The organism is Desulfuromusa ferrireducens, assembly GCF_055389805.1.
On sequence record NZ_AP042415.1, the window covers coordinates 2295541 to 2311641 of the forward strand.

Annotated in this window: 5 protein-coding genes; 4 read left to right on the forward strand and 1 reads right to left on the reverse strand. The window is 55.9% G+C overall.

The annotated features are described in order from the left end of the window. Window positions 1-573: 573 nt before the first annotated feature. The 3 genes from ACZ5PT_RS10315 to ACZ5PT_RS10325 all read left to right on the forward strand — a co-directional run bounded on the left by ACZ5PT_RS10315 (window position 574) and on the right by ACZ5PT_RS10325 (window position 14650). Window positions 574-5514, forward strand: a complete 4941-nt coding sequence (locus ACZ5PT_RS10315) for a CxxxxCH/CxxCH domain c-type cytochrome (protein WP_464262950.1) — start codon at window positions 574-576, stop codon at window positions 5512-5514. Then, window positions 5490-13625, forward strand: a complete 8136-nt coding sequence (locus tag ACZ5PT_RS10320) for a DUF2341 domain-containing protein (protein WP_464262951.1) — start codon at window positions 5490-5492, stop codon at window positions 13623-13625. Before ACZ5PT_RS10315 ends, ACZ5PT_RS10320 begins: the two co-directional genes overlap by 25 nt. 164 nt (window positions 13626-13789) lie before the next feature. Beyond that, complete coding sequence (locus ACZ5PT_RS10325; RefSeq protein ID WP_464262952.1) at window positions 13790-14650, forward strand: carboxypeptidase-like regulatory domain-containing protein; 861 nt, start codon at window positions 13790-13792, stop codon at window positions 14648-14650. Between the two features lie 5 nt (window positions 14651-14655). Here the strand turns inward: ACZ5PT_RS10325 and ACZ5PT_RS10330 are convergent, their stop codons facing one another. Next, window positions 14656-15138: a hypothetical protein gene (locus ACZ5PT_RS10330; RefSeq protein ID WP_464262953.1), complete on the reverse strand. Its 483-nt coding sequence runs from the start codon at window positions 15136-15138 to the stop codon at window positions 14656-14658. A 485-nt stretch (window positions 15139-15623) separates the two neighbouring features. Here ACZ5PT_RS10330 and ACZ5PT_RS10335 point away from each other — a divergent pair, with 485 nt between their 5' ends. After that, complete coding sequence (locus ACZ5PT_RS10335) at window positions 15624-16037, forward strand: thiol-disulfide oxidoreductase DCC family protein (RefSeq protein ID WP_464262954.1); 414 nt, start codon at window positions 15624-15626, stop codon at window positions 16035-16037. The last annotated feature ends 64 nt before the right edge of the window (window positions 16038-16101 follow it).

Below are 16101 nucleotides of genomic sequence, written 5' to 3' on the forward strand. Positions count from 1 at the left end.
GATCGAAACTTCACTAAGGGCGTAAAACTCCTGTCACGCCGCGTTTTCCATTCGCGGGCTCATCTTATGGAATATTGTCGACCTGGGCCGGGCGTTCGCGCCCTTTCTTTGCCGAGACTGTTCCCCGTTAATTGTCATTTATTGAGTTGACGTAGGACGTTTTTTTAAAATAAGACCGTTCCTATCTTTAATCTGCGGAATGTCCCGGTGTTAGGTTTATGGTATTTATTGAGAATGATGGGTTGGGATTTACTGCACCTTTAGGGTGTTTAACATGTTGAAAATGCGATGTTTTTGTTTTTTGTGAAAAGTTTTTTTAATGTGTTTGTTTGGCTTGGCCTTTGCTAGGAAAGGTGCTTGTATGGACGTGAGGTAATTATAATGGGAATAATTCACATTAGATGCAGTTCCTTTTGCCGTCTTGATCAATGAGTAATATTTCTTAACTTATTACGGATAGCTGATTAGTTAGTTTTGTTAACGCCAGTCGCTTGCGATGTTTTAAGCCGGTAGTCTCTGGGGAGGATCGCTGTGGTATCTATTGCAAAGATCAGATCGGATAGGCAGGTTGTTTTGGGGCAATCAAGAGCGGTACGTCGTTTCTTGTTTTCCCTGTATTTCTGCGTATTTTGTCTGCTTTCCGTTTCGGCAGACGCTGCTGACATTACCACGCCCGGAGAGTATTTGTTGTTCGGTGGAAAACAGATAATTGAGGTTTCGGTCAGTTATACGGATGACGATAACGCTGACAATTCCCTGCGAATAGAATGGGTTGAAGGCACCGGCAATTTAGATGACCCGCTTGGCAGCATCAAGCTTGAGCATGCCGCATCCCCCTATTTGTATACGATTTCCGGCCTACTGAATCAGACTGCCTATAAGCTGCGTATCACATTTTTTGATGGTGATATAGCTGGCCCTATCAGTGACTTCGCTGGAATTAAGCCGTTTAATCCATTGGTTCATAGCTCATTAGCGACGGCTTCGAGTAAATGGTCGGGGGGGTGGGGGGTCAAGGGTGGCCAGTATGGCGAATTTACCTGTCTGACCTGTCACCAAAAAGGCTCTGGGAATGCCAAACAGGTCAAAGCCGAGCTCGCTGTGACCGACTCCGCCTGCGACGATAAGTTACCGATTGAGCTAGGCGCAGGGGCAGTTGTTCTGGATGCGTTAGCGAGTGGCAGTGCCAATTTGGGCGATGATAGCCGCGCTTCGGCAACAATTTCCAGCAATATCTGTGAAGCCTGCCATTCCAAAACTAATTATCATCGCTATGACACCACCGAACAACCGGGCGGGACGGATCATTACAACGAGAGCGATTGCATCAAATGCCATAGCCACCGCAAGGGCTTTACCGCCGGTTGCGACGGTTGTCATGCTAATCCTCCCGCATGGAACAGCCATCCGGCTCATTTGAATGAAGGGCGGATGCTGGCGGCGTTAACCTGTCCGACTTGTCATCAGACCGCTTCCCACTTAAGCGGTAGCTCGGAAATCAGTTTCAACCCGGCTGAGACCAGGCTCGCCGGAGCAACCTACGTCGATGCCGATCAGACCAGTCGTTACACGGAAGCTGGCGGTTATGTTGAAGCTCCGGCCTACGTCGGTTGCCAATCGGTGTACTGCCACAGCAACGGCGCCCCCTTTGATGGCAGTCTTGCCTATCGGGACCCCATCTGGAGCGGCGCGGAGATGACCTGTAGCTCTTGTCATAGCCATGCCGGCGATGCCAGCACCTTGAGTAGTAACCATCCTAAGCATGTCGGCTCTTTCTACGCTTTTGATTGTTCCCAGTGTCATGCAACAACCGTTAGTGATGGCAGTACCGTCAGCGACAATAGTTTGCATCTGAATGAACAGAAGGATGTCAGTTTCGCCAGCGGCGACTACACGCCTGGAACCCGTGCTTGCGATAATCTTTATTGCCACAGCGATGGCTCGGGCAATGCGCCGAACCGGAATGTTACCTGGGCCGATTCAACTGCCACGTCCTGTGTCGATTGCCACGGTGACCTCGTCGACCCTGATCCCGACCTGGTGCCGGACATCTTTAAGATGACCAGCGGTGCGCACGATGTGCTGGTCAGTACCAAGTGGATCCGCGAATACCCCTGTGAGTACTGTCACTACGACAGCGCCGATAACGCTGGTGCGATCAAGGGCGGCGGTTATCACGTTAACGAGCAGGTCGATATCGTCATCGATCCCCAGTGGAAGGTCGCCGGCAGCCCCGATCCGAGCTACGACAGCGACAACAAGAATTGCCTCAACCTTTATTGCCACAGTGATGGTACTACTGTTGATCCGGTGGTGGCCGACCTGAACTGGGCGACTGATGCCTCCCATTGTGATTCCTGCCACGGTCACCAAGGCGCCTGCATCGACTGTCACGACGGTTCGGACGGTGGTGAAGTGATCACTGCCTGGCCGCTCGGCAAAGAGTGGATGAACTCGACGCCGATGTATGCCAACAGCGGCGCCGGGACCAGCAACGCCAACTCGCACGTGCGCCACCTACAGACCAACTTTTCCTGTGATAACTGCCACTTTATTACCATGAAGAGCGATGACGGCACCTGTGTTACCTGTCACATCGAAGGGGAGGCGCCGATCGGGGCGATGGACGAAAACGGTCATATCGATCCGGCCAACCATGTCAACAAGGTCAAGGATGTGGTCTTTAAAGACGGTGGTACTTACGACCCGATGACCAAGACCTGTTCCGACACCTCCTGTCACAGCGGCGCAGACGAAGACCCGGTCTGGGGCGGCACGGTCAAGTGCCTGGCCTGCCACGGCACCAATGGGCCGGATGTTGATGACTTCGATGCCTTTAACGGTACCCAGGCGCGCATGAACCTGACCGAGTGGACCACCAGTGGCCACGGCCGGCCGACCGTGGCTGGCGACTACCCCTCATCCGGGAATCCGCCGGCCAACTTCCCGGCCGACAACCCCTGCTGGCACTGTCACGACCGAAGCGTGGTGCATGAAGACCCGGCTAACCCTTACCGGCTGCAGGTTCATGCTCAGTTTGAAAAACGTTTCGAGAAGGAATGCCTCTACTGCCACATGGAGGGGACCGATGCCGAATGCCTCGGTTGCCATGATGAAGTCGGTAGTCTGTCGGCGCAGATTGATGATATCACGACGCCGGTTAACCATGTCGGCATGACCACCTGTACCGCCAGCTGTCATCTGGATGATGCCAGCATCCACAACACCGAGTCCGGCAGTTGGACCGTCGAGCAGAAGGCGGATATTAAGAATCAGTACGTGATGATGGGTGTCTGTCTGCAGTGCCACGACAACGACGATAACGACCGTTGCCACAGCTGCCATGAATGGGGCGGCGAACCGGCCGACGATCCGTATAAAATCGGTTTCGATCCGGGCGGTATTGGTTTTATCACAGGAGCGAGCAAGGCCAGCTCCGGGCATTTCGGTCATAAACACTGGCAGGCCTACCTGGATACCGGTACCTGGAAGGGCGGCAAGTTCTGCTGGGATTGCCACGACCCGCATGGGGACAGCAATATCTACATGATCCAGGCTAAAGTGGCGATCGAGACCGAAGGCCAGTTTGGTACGCCGGTCAGCCGCGCCGATGTGGTCTTCACCAAAACCACCAGCGGAGTTGACTATGCCAAGTCGAATGCGCCGTACAACGGTATCTGCAACATCTGTCACACCGATGTCGATCATTTCCTCGACAACTACGGCGATGGTCACCGCGCTAGCCGTCGTTGTACTGACTGTCACGAGCATGGCTTCGGCGGCGGTCACGCCTCCGGCGGCGATTGCAACAGCTGTCACAATAACAAGCCGATTCCGAACCACCTCGGCTTCGGGCTGCCGCGCGACTGCATCAAGTGCCACGATGGAGCGATCCTGCTGCGGATGGATATTCTGCGTCAGTTCAATGGTCAGTCGCATCATGTTCAGGGTGTGCCGCTGACCAACAAGCACTGTTACGAGTGCCACTGGGAAACCACCCCTGAAGGGTTGATCGACAATACTTATCACGAAGGCTACAACTACAAGACCTACGCCACTGTCCCCAACGCGCCGAGCGACCTGGTGGTTTACGGCACCGAAACCCGCCCGACCAGCTACCAGCTCGGGGTCACGGCAGTGACCTTCGACGCCACCAAGATCGGTACCGCCGAGGAGCGGACCGAAGTGGCTAAGGTGACAGAGCATTGCCTTAGCTGTCATAGCGATCAGAATAACGATTTTGATCCCTTCGGCGACTGTAAGACGCCCCGTCAGTACGCCTGGGACCGGCAGAGTATTGCTGCACGTTATTCGCAGTACGCGCCTGCCGATGTGACCACTTGGGGCAAGTATTCTGGTACCAATACTGCCGACAAGGATATCCAGAAGGCCTTTTCCGCTCATGGCAACGCGGTCGCCAATCAGGGCGGCTGGAGCAACTCGACCGGTGAGGATGGCAGTTTGATCAATACCCGGGCCGGTACACAAAATGTGCAGTGTTTTGATTGCCACAGCTCGCACGGTTCCTACACCAGCGGTGAGACCAGCAGCTACCAGACTTTTGATGGCAGCTACGGCGGCGGTAACCTGAAGGAGACCCAGGCCGGGAAGGGGGGGTACGGGGTGACCTACAGGGCGGTCGGGGTGACGGAAGGGGTTAACCCGATGAGTGCGGCCGCGGCCCAGTGCTTCGATTGCCACCTGACTGAAACGGCTGGCAGTAAACCTTGGGGATATAATTCGACCTTTGGCGCGACGGAACCGATTCTTGGTTATCGCGACAGTGCTCGATTCGGTGACGGTGAGCGGGGCACCCAGGTGCGTTTCCCCTTTAAAGCCGGCAGAGCCGGTTTAGGCGGTCATCTGAAGGCCACATCGCCGTTAACCAATACGGCACTGGTGCCGATTAACGGCTCCTGTGCTCGCTGCCACGACCCGCACGGTGTCAGCCCGACATTGAGAGATAATCAGGAGTACGCAGTACCGCTGCTCAAGGGAACCTGGTTGTCCTCGCCGTATAAAGAGGATGCGCCACAGGGAGCGGTGTCCAAGTCCACCAGCAGTCAAGTCTATTTGGACCGCAAGACCTTCGGTACGGTTGACGGGAGTAACAGGGGAATCCCGAACCAGATAAATGAAACTGCCGACCAGTTTGCCGGCCTCTGCCTGCGCTGTCACCCGAAGGGGAATTTGACTGACGGAACCAACAAAAACTCTGCCTTCAAGAGCCTCGACCGGGTTCACGAGACAGTCAAGGGCTGGGGCAATAACGCCGAGCATTCCTACTCCTGTTCCAAGTGTCATCATCCTCATGTCTCCGGTTTGCCGCGCTTGATGCGCACCGACTGTCTTGATTGGAATCACCGCGGCACCGTCGAGACGGGCGGGCCGAGTCCGGGTCGGCACAGTACTGTGGAAAGTTATCCTCGCCTTCGCAACATCTGGCCGGCCTGTCACGAAACCGAAACCGGCGCCTGGAACAATCAGCAATGGAACGAGGTGACGCCATGGTAGCCGGAAAGCGGATGATGTGGATGACGACTGTTCAGGGGGGGGGACATATGCCGAAAATGCTCATGCGTTTGCTGCTCCATATCGCCTTGCTATTTCTGCTGATGGGGGTCTGTTTGCCGACGGTCAGTATCGCTGCCGGTGGCGATTACCTCTGGGCTCCCTACAATGTGGCGGCGGCCGGCAATCAGGAAGCCAGGGCGTCGCGGGCCGACTCGCAGGGGAACCTGATCATTGTCGGCTCCACCGATTCGAACGGCACCGATATCCATGTGGCCAAGGTCAAGGCGGATGGTTCCGGAACCCTCTGGAGTGTCAGCAAAGACGGCACTGGCGAGGCCGATGTGGCGACCGCGGTCATTGTCGACAGCAACGATGATGTTATTGTCACCGGTTATGTCTGGGACGGCCCGACCTACAACGATATCTATACCGCCAAGTATGCCGCCGCCGATGGCGCCCTGATCTGGGAGCACACCTTTGACGGCACCGGCAACGGCAACGATTACCCGACTGCGATCACCGTTGATGAGGTCGGCAACGTTTTTGTCGCCGGCTACATGCAGAATCCATCCACCAAAGACAGCATCATCCTGCTCAAGTACGATCCGAACATTGGCCCCAACCCGGATGGCACGCCGCTCTGGGAGATCTCCTACGATTCCGGCAACGGCGGTCACGACCGGGCTTACGCGATCGTCGCCGATGATGTCCACGGAGTGGTGGTCACTGGTGAATCGCAGAACTTAACCCCTGACTTTGACTGCCTGACGGTCAAGTACGATACCTCTGGTAACCAGGTCTGGACCCGGCGCTATGCCGATAACGGTGATGGCCGCGGGCAGGCGTTGGCGATGGATGCTGACGGTAACGTGGTGATGGCGGGTTATGCCAGCAACGGCAGTAACCTGGACTTTTATGTCGTCGAATATGCCGCCGATGATAGTCCGGCCAAATGGGTCGATATCTACGACAGTGGTTATGACGATAAAGCCAGAGCGCTGTGGCTTGATGCCGATGACAATGTTTATGTGGTCGGCAGCGATTCGACCCTGACTACCGGGAGCGACATTCATGTTGCCAAGTATGATGGTGTCACCGGGATCGAGGCCTGGAGCGACAGCTACAACAGCGGTGACGGCCATAACGAGTCGGGGCTCGATATCGTCGGCGACAGCGACGGTGAACTGTTTGTCGTCGGTTACAAGAATGACGGAGTCGGTGGCCTCGATGATGTGTTGGCCATGAAGGTGAAAAAGGATGACGGCACCCAACTCTGGCTCAAGGAGTATGACGGAGCCGGCAAGAGTGATCGTGGTCTCTGTGCCTGCCTGGCCCCGGACGGCAACCTGATCGTCGGTGCTAGGTCCGATCGCTGGACCTCCGGCAGCAGCGATTACGATTTTCTCGCCCTCAAGTTCGAGTCGGGGGCACTCAACCAGCCGACCTCGTTGACCGCGACGGTTGTGTCCAACACCGAGATCGACCTGACTTGGAGCGATAATTCCGCCGGCGAGGATAACTTCATTCTCGAACGGAAGATCGGTGACCACGGCAGCTACGCGGCCATCGTTACTCTGGCGGCGGATACTGAGAGTTACAGCGATAGCGGTTTGACCCCGGATACCCGCTATTATTACCGGGTTATGGCCACCAGCGCTGCGACCGGCAACACCCCCTACAGTAACGAAGTCAATGCCAAGACCACCATTATCAGCTATGCCGCACCAAGCCTGCATTTTGAGTACGGCGGCACTGCCGCCGGCGATGACTACGCCGAAGGGATCGCGGTCGGCGCCGACAACCATCCGGTGGTGACCGGTTTTGTCACCAACGTCAGCACCGGTTTCGACTATTACACCATCAAGTTCGACCGGGCCGACCTGACGGAACAGTGGAACGCCACCTATAACGATGACGATAATGAGGTCGATGTCGCCACTGCCGTCACCGTCGACAGCAGCAACCGGGTAGTGGTCAGCGGCTATTCCTCCCTCTACGGTGGTGGCGCCGGCAACACCAACGATGTCTATACCATCGGCTATCCCGCCGATGGTTCGGTTGAGTCCTGGACCGATCAGTATAACGGTCCTGATGGGAATGATGACCGCTCCTCGTCGGTCGCTGCGGCGATTGATGGCTCAGACAACGTGGTTGTGGTCGGTTACGGTAAAAATGACTTGTTCAACGACGATATCTACGTTATCAAATATCTCCCCGACGGTACCCGCAACTGGGCGATCGCTCCCTTCGACGGCGGCAATGACGACTATCCGGCGGCGGTCGCTTTCGACCTGTCCGGCAACGTGCTGGTCGGCGGCTACACCCATAACGGCACGAACAAGGATTTTTTCGTCGCCAAGTACAATGGCAGCACGGGGGACCAAGTTTGGCAGAAGAGTTTCAACGGCGCAGCCAACGGCGATGACTTTGTCAATGCCCTGGCTGTCGATGCCGACGGTAACCTCTATGTCACCGGCAGCTCGGTCAACGCCTCCGGCAACAGCGATATCTACACCATCAAGTACGCCGCAGCCGATGCCACCCTGCTCTGGGAGAAAGGCTTTAACGGCTCCGGCAACGGCTACGATATCGGCGAAGGGATCACCTTCGATCCGGTTGATAACGGCATCATGGTCGGCGGTACCACTTTCGTCGCCACCGACAACCACGATTATCTGCTGATCCGCTACGCTGCCGATGGCAGTGTTATCTGGCAGAAGACTCTCGACCGGCCGGGCTCGGACGAAGCGCTCTACGCCATGTCGATCGACAGCTCCGGTACCGTTGCCTTAACCGGCACCACCGACAGCGGCGGTAACAATGATGTGTTGACCGTCAGGTACGACAGCGACGGCATCATTATCGGCGCTTCGGTCTATAACGGTGCCGCCGATAATGATGATACCCCCTCATCGATTGCCACCAACGCCTATGGCGAGACCTTTGTCGCTGGCATAACGATCACTGCTAGCGGCGACACCGACTACATGGTTTTTCTCGCAGCGGGAGAAACCATGCAGTCGCCGACTCCTTTTACCGCCACCCAGCTCTACACCGAAGTCGATCTGAACTGGACCGACAACTCGTTGAACGAAGCTGGATTCGATCTGGAGCGCAAGCTCGAAAGCTGCGATTCTGTCAATCCTTGGACCGCCTTGCATACCGCAGCGGCTGATGAAACCGGGTATTCCAATACCGGTTTAAGTGTCGGTTCGACCTTCTGCTACCGGATCCGTTCTTTCAATGCCAGTGGTGAATCTTCCCGCTGGGCGGAGCTGGGAGTGACCACTGTTGCGCCGCTGGCACCGAGCGGCCTTAGCGCCACGGTGCAGAATACCACCGAGATCCTGCTCGAGTGGACCGACAATACCGGTAGCGAGGATGGTTTCACTTTAGAACGCTGCCTTGGTGTCGGCTGCGATTTCTCGACGGGGACCGATCTCAATATTGCTGCCGATGCCACCAGCTATACTGATGCTTCGGTCTGTGCCGGGCAGGCCTATGGCTATCGAATCAAGGCCTACAAGACCAACGAGTGGGTGACTGGAGTCAGTAATGTCGCCGCAGATGCGTTAACCGACAGCCCGGTTGCGCCGACAGATTTTGTGGTCAGTTTAGTGTCGGAGATAGCGACATCTCTGGGGTGGACCGACAACAGTGATGACGAAACCGGCTTTAAGATCGAACGCTGCGTCGGCAGCGGCTGTAGCGATTTTGCCGAAATCGGCAGCGTCGCCGCCGATGAAATGAGTTTCAGCAATACCGGGCTGCAGCCGAATACCCTCTATCGCTATCGGGTCACCCCTTACAAGACCTCGATCTGTAGCGTCGATCCGGCCTATAGTGTCATCCAGGAAGTGACCACCACCCCGGCGCTACCGGGCAGTTTCAACGCTACCGTTGTCGCCAGCACCCAGGTTGATCTCGATTGGACTGACAATACCGCCAGTGAGGACGGTTTCAAGGTTGAGCGTTGTCTGGGGGCTGCTTGTAGTGATTTCAGCCAGCTTGCAATTACCGCCGCCGGTGTGACCCTTTTTGTCGATGACAGCGTCTGTTCCGGTTCCACTTACCGTTATCGAATTCGCGCCTATAAGAGCGGTCTCTGGGATTCCGCCTATACAACGATCGCTGATGCTGTTGTAGGCTCCCCGCCGTTGCCGACCGATTTTGCCGTGACCGCGATCTCGGAAGAGGGGATCGAGCTCGCTTGGAGTATCGGCTGGACCGATCCGCACGGTTATCTGGTCGAGCGCTGCAGCGGCGTAGACTGTGTTGATGTCGCCCCGTTAGACGACATCCCCAGTGACGGCAGCCTGACCGAAGAGTACAGCGATACTGGGCTCTTGCCCGACAGTACCTATGGCTACCGGGTCCGCAGCTATCGCAACGACGACTGTGCCGGTGACACTCCTGCCGAAAGCGGGACGACTGCGATCGGTTACGCCACCACCCTGGCGCCGCCGCCGCCGACCGGCTTGGCGTTGACCAGCCCGAATAGCACCCAGGTCGATCTGTCCTGGCTGGACAATACCGATTCGGAGACCGGTTTCGTGGTCGAACGCTGTCTCGGCAGCGGTATTGCCTGCGACGAGGACAGCGAGTTCGCCCTGTTGTCCATCACCGCCGAGGATGTCACCAGCTACGCCGATCAGACTACCTGTTCCGGCACCACCTATACCTACCGGGTGGCGGCCGAGAAGACTAATGGCCCGATCTGGCAGACCAGCTGGGATGTCAGCGACAGTGAAACCACTGCGTCTCCGGTGACTCCGGCCGATTTTGCCGCGACGGCGGTTTCCGAGGTGCAGATCGATCTGGCTTGGACCGATGATATCGCCGATGAAGGCAGTTACCGGGTCGAGAAATGTGTCGGCTCCGGGATCGCCTGCGACGAGGATAGCGAGTTTTCGTTGCTGGTGCAGTACGATAACCGTAATCTGCCGGAAGAAGCTGCGTTGTGGCTGAAGATGGACGAAGCCTCCTGGGGCACCGTCATCAATAGCGGAATCGCCGGTGCTGATGGTGTCAGGTACGGCAATGCCGCGATCCAGGCCAACATCGATGGCCGGGATCGTGTCGGCTGGTTCGACGGATACGGCGACTACCTGCAGTTCAACCATTATGCCGAGATCAACCCGAGCGCGGCGATCACCGTCTCCACCTGGGCCAAATCCTTTAACGCCACCTGGCAGCACGATCACGCCCTGTTAACCAAGCGCAATGCCTTTATCCTCGGTCCACGCGCGGCGGATACCGGGATGCGCTTCTATATTTTCGCTGGCGGCATTTGGCGTTCGATCGATGTGCCTGGGGCGGTTATTGCTGCAGCTTTCGGCGGCTCATTCGACATCACCGAATGGCACCACTATGCCGGCAGCTACGATGGCGCCAACCTGATCCTTTATGTCGACGGCGTTGAGGTCGGGCGCACCCCCTATGTCGGCAGCATCGGCGCTGATACCGGGGTGCTGCAGGTCGGGCGAGACGACGGCTATAACAGTTATCATAAAGGCTGGCTGGACGATGCGATGATCTATGACCGAGCCCTGACGGCGAGTGAGGTTGCCTCTCTTTACCTGCTCGGTGCAGACAGCGGTTATCAGGATCAGGGCTTAAGCCCGGCGACCGACTACAGCTACCGGCTGCGTGCTGCCAAGACCGCCAGCTGTTCCTGGACGACCGGTTGGGAACTGACCACGGCGACTACCATGGAGCCACCGGCGCCGACCGATTTTACCATCGCCGCAACCGATACCACCAGTCTTGCAATCAGCTGGACCGATAACAGTGGTTCGGAAACCGCCTATAACCTGGAGCGCTGCAGCGGCAGCGGTACCGCCTGTGACGAGGATGGTGAGTTCAGCCCCGTGCTTGATGCCGAACTGGCATCCGGGACCACTGCGGAACTGATACCAGATACCATAAGTTACAGCGACAGCACGGTCTGTGAAAACGGCACCTATAGCTACCGGGTCCGGGCCGAGAAGTCGGACGGTCCGATCTGGCAAACTACCTGGCTGGGACCGGCTGCGCAGACTGCGGTCGCCAAGGTGACACCGACGGGTTTGAGTGCCACGCGGATATCCGAGGCGCAGATTGATCTTGCCTGGAGCGACAGCAACAGCGATGAAACCGGTTTCAAGCTCGAGCGCTGTGTCGGGACTGATTGCGGCGATTTTGTCGAATTGGTGACGGTCGGGGCGGGAACGAGCAGCTATCAGGATGGGCAGCTGGATCCCGATACCAGTTACAGCTATCGGCTTAAGGCCTACAAAACCGCCGACTGTCCCTGGGAAACCGCTTACACTGCGACTGCCACTGCATTTACCGAGGTGCTGGTGCCGAGCGGTTTGGCGGCAAGCGCCATCAACACTACCCGGATCGACCTGGGCTGGACCGACAATACCGTTACCGAAACCTCCTTCCAAATAGAGCGATGTATCGGAAGTGGTTGTGGTGATTTCTCCGATTATGTCGAAGTTGGTCCAAATCTGACCAGCTACTCCGATACTGCGGTCTGCTACGGGACCAGCTACAACTACCGACTCAAGGTCAAGAATGAGGGGCTTTCCTTCTCCGGTGGCAGTTGCTGGACGCGTAAGGTTCCTTCGACTTTCAGCGCTTTTGTCGCCGGGGCCAACGCACTGATCAGCGTGCCCTACGATACCGATATGCGTGCCGATTTCGGTGATGTCCGGTTCTACGATGAAGATGGCAAGCGGGAGCTGGCCTTCGGTATCAAGGAAATGGAGCCGGGGGTTGCGGCCACTTTTGTGGTCAAGCTCGGTCCTAGCGAGAATATCAGCCTCTACTATGGCAACGCTGACGCCACCCATTCCGGCGATCTAGGCCAATTCATCGAGTTTGAGGATGACTTCGCCGGAACAGCCATCAACGGCGGCAAGTGGCTGGAGATCGATCCGAATAACTCGATTGGGCAAAATGATGACCTGCTGCTGATCGATGTCTCCGATGCCTGGGATAAGGCGTTGATTTCACAAGCGACTTTTAATCGGGCCGCCGGCAAGGAGTTCTATGCCAGTCTGACGATTCCCGCTGATACGGATGGCAACAATCACTTTATGCTCGGCTGGGAATTAAACCAGACCAGCGACCCCAGCTATACGCAACTGGTGCACGGTTTTTACTGGAACAATTACGCCTTCGGCAGCTATGAAAAGGGGGGCAGCATCGGCGCGACCGGTACTTACACTGTCAGCACCGCTTATCAGATGAAGGTTGTCTTGAAGGCGGTCGGGGCCAAGTATTATGTCAAGGGCGGTGCTTACGCCGATTGGACTCTGGTCAAGGAGACCTCCGCTTACAACGATGCCCTGATGCGGGTTGCCATCACCCAGTATTCGCACCAGGCCAATATCCATTCACTGAAGCTTTTTGCCGTGCTCAGCGATGTCGGCGCCAGTCTGGGGGCCGAAGAGATCAATGCCTGTTACAGTTACGCCAACACCTGGGAACTGGGTTACAGCAACCAGGATGAAGCGACCACCAGCAGCCCAGTGGCACCGAGTGGACTGACTGCCACGGCGCTTAACGATACTCAGATCGATTTGAGCTGGAGCGACAATACCGATGTTGAAACCGGCTTTAAGATTGAACGTTGCAGCGGCAGCGGCTGCAGTGATTTTGTGCAGATCGACACGGTGGCGGGAGGCGTGGAAAGCTATTCCGATCTGACTGTCGAGGCATCAATCGATTACAGTTACCGGGTGCGGGCCTATAAGGACAGCAGCTGTCCATGGGACAGTGCATACAGTGGCACTGCCAGCGCGCAGACTTTTCCGGCGGCTTCGAACAGCCTGACCGCGACCGCACTCAACTCGCGCATGGTCAAGCTGGAGTGGGATGATAATGCCAGCGATGAAGATGGCTTTGAGGTCGAGGTGCAGGTTTTCAGTGGTGATTTTGTCAAGGTTGTCGATCTGCCGGCCAACAGCGTGAGCTATGTCGATACGGCTTCACTGGATGCGGAGACCGAGTATGTTTATCGGATCCGCCCGTATCGCGGGGTCGATACCTCGCCGTACAGTAATCAGGCGAGTGCTGTTACTCTGTCGTACAGTGACGGTGACAGCACCTGTCCGCCATAAGATATATGTCGGAGGCATGTGTTGGGACTGTTGCCTTTACGCGCTAGATCCGCAGGGGGAATTGCTTTGGACGCAGGATCTTGGGGCGCCGCCCTGTTTCTTGACGGCCTGTCGGTTGAGATTGTGGCGGAAATTATCTGCCTGCGCGCGGCGGTGAAAAAAATATGACCGATAAAGTATTGATATTTGGTAGCTGGAAGGTCCGTTCCGTATCTCGTTTGTTGGGGGCAATGATGAAACGCTTAACCCTGATCAGTCTCTTCTGTTTGCTCTGCAGCTTTACCTGCCTTGCCACATCGGTGGCCGCATCGCTGGGAAAGGTTTCGGGTCAGTTGAAGGTTTCTGCCGTTGAGACCTGTCGAGGCATAGTTTCCCTCTGGCCCAACGATGGGAAAAGTGCCTCTGACCCCTATGGTTTCAATGTTATCCCTCGCGCAGTTGCTGAACTGGCTGATGATTGCAGTTTTGTTATTGAGGCGGCTCCCGGCAACTATTTTCTGAGCGCCGTGGTGCGAAATTCTCCTGGCCCGAGTTGGGGGCCTCCGCGTAAGGGAGATCTGATCTTTATGGCGCCGGATGGTGAAGGGGAAATGTTGTCGGTCGTGCTTCGCCCGGAGATGCCGGTTGATGTTGGCATCCACAGATCCTATTGGCAGTTCAGCGGCTTTTCTGGCCAGATTGAAACAGGGATTACCGGCCGACTGATCAACCAGTCTGGCACGCCGGTTGCCGGGTTACGGGTCCAGGTGTTCGACAAGCTGGACATGACCAGCCAGCTGCTGGCCGTCTCGGCACCGAGCGATGACGAAGGACGGTTCGAGCTGCGTCTTGTCGAACCGGGACTGGTCTATCTGCACGCCCGTGAAGAGGTCGGTATCGGCCTGCCGCCGCTCGGTAGTTATTTTGGTCGCTATGGCGGCAACAAGGTCAAGCGGATAAAGGTGAAAAAAGGCAAATTGATTGAGGGGCTGGAGATTGTTGTGCAGCGGCGCACTATGGAAAAAACTGAAGGGGAAGAAAACTAGTCGATTTATGATTCGATCAGTTGTTTTTTCAGACGACCAAACTCTTCGCGGCTGATCAGGTCATCTTCAAGCATCTTTGCCAAGTCACTTAATTCCTGTACCTGACTGCGGGGAGCTTCCAGCAGGGCGGGTGCGTTGCCCTCAGCGAGATGGATCAGTTGTGGCTGGTCGTTGTTGCTGCCGAGTTTGACCGAGGCCATGCCGCCAAACAGGCTGATCTCCAGGGTTTTTCCCTGCAGGGCCGGATCGTTTATCGCTTCGCGCAGGCTGCGGTTGCTTTCCTTCAATTTGCGGTAAAAGAAATAGCCGGAGCCGAGAACGAATATCGCGCCACCGGCAAACAGAAACCAACGGAAATCGTAGATTCCCTTGATGAGAACAACGACAACACCGAGGACGAGGATCAGCAGCACGTGCATTAGCAGCACGAAATAGCCGAGGAATACGCCGTTGAAGATCCCTTTATTCTGCTCGCTGTTCAATTTCATAAATATTTTCTTTTCCAGAGTCATTTCCCGTTGAGCAAATTAGCATAACATGACCCGCAGGTACAAAAAAAACCCTTCGCCGAAAGGCCAGGAGTTTTTTTTAGTTATGTTCAATCTGCTTTAGGCGCGGGTATGGCACTTGGCACAGGGAAAAGTGTCGACATCCTGATCATTGTACTTACCCCGGTTGCAGTTCATTTGTGGGTTGTTCCAGACCGGTTTGGTGAAGTTTGGGGTTATGACTGTGAGTAGCTCCTGCTGGACGGGGTGGTGGGTCCCGTACTCTTTCGTAAGCGCTCTCCTTTTATTAAATGATTAAAATAAAGTAGAACGCGGTAGCTTTCCTTTTAAATCAACTAAATTGTCAATATTTATCGGTTGCTGCTACGAAGCACCAAGTGTTGACCAAGGCTTAACCTGCCGACCTCGCTTCTGTTAAGATGATTGCAATGACAATTGTGATGCAAACACAGGAGCACTGAATTATGGCCGTTTCTTTTCCATTGCAGATTTTTTACGATGGTGCCTGTCTGGTCTGTTCAACTGAGATTGATAGTTACCGCAAGCACAACCCGGAAGACCGGTTGCGTTTTATTGATATCAGCGCTGCTGAGTTTGACCCCGACCGTTACGGTAAGTCGCGTGCTGAGTTTATGGCACGGATACATGTCCGTGATGCGGATGGGAAGTTTTCTGTCGGCGTGGATGCCTTTGTAACCATCTGGCAGGCGTATCCAAGTGGCTCAATTTATCGCTTGTTCAGTGCTCTGATCGGTCTGCCGGGGATCAACCTGCTCAGCCGGATCGGTTATAGTGTCTTTGCCCGTTATCGCCATCTGTTGCCGGCACGGCGCCGGGAATGCGATTCCGGGAGCTGTCACCTGAATCATCGGCTCTAGTCTGCCGGCTTTAGCGGGTCGCCAAACTGGTGTGGTGTTGCTTTTGTTTGACAATGGGATAGGG

What these genes read in the sequence shown, in the direction of transcription:
- ACZ5PT_RS10325 (WP_464262952.1), top strand. Translation starts at nt 13,790, where the DNA reads ATGACCGATAAAGTATTGATATTTGGTAGCTGGAAGGTCCGTTCCGTA.
- ACZ5PT_RS10320 (WP_464262951.1), top strand. Translation starts at nt 5,490, where the DNA reads ATGGAACGAGGTGACGCCATGGTAGCCGGAAAGCGGATGATGTGGATG.
- ACZ5PT_RS10330 (WP_464262953.1), bottom strand. Translation starts at nt 15,138, where the DNA reads ATGAAATTGAACAGCGAGCAGAATAAAGGGATCTTCAACGGCGTATTC.
- ACZ5PT_RS10335 (WP_464262954.1), top strand. Translation starts at nt 15,624, where the DNA reads ATGGCCGTTTCTTTTCCATTGCAGATTTTTTACGATGGTGCCTGTCTG.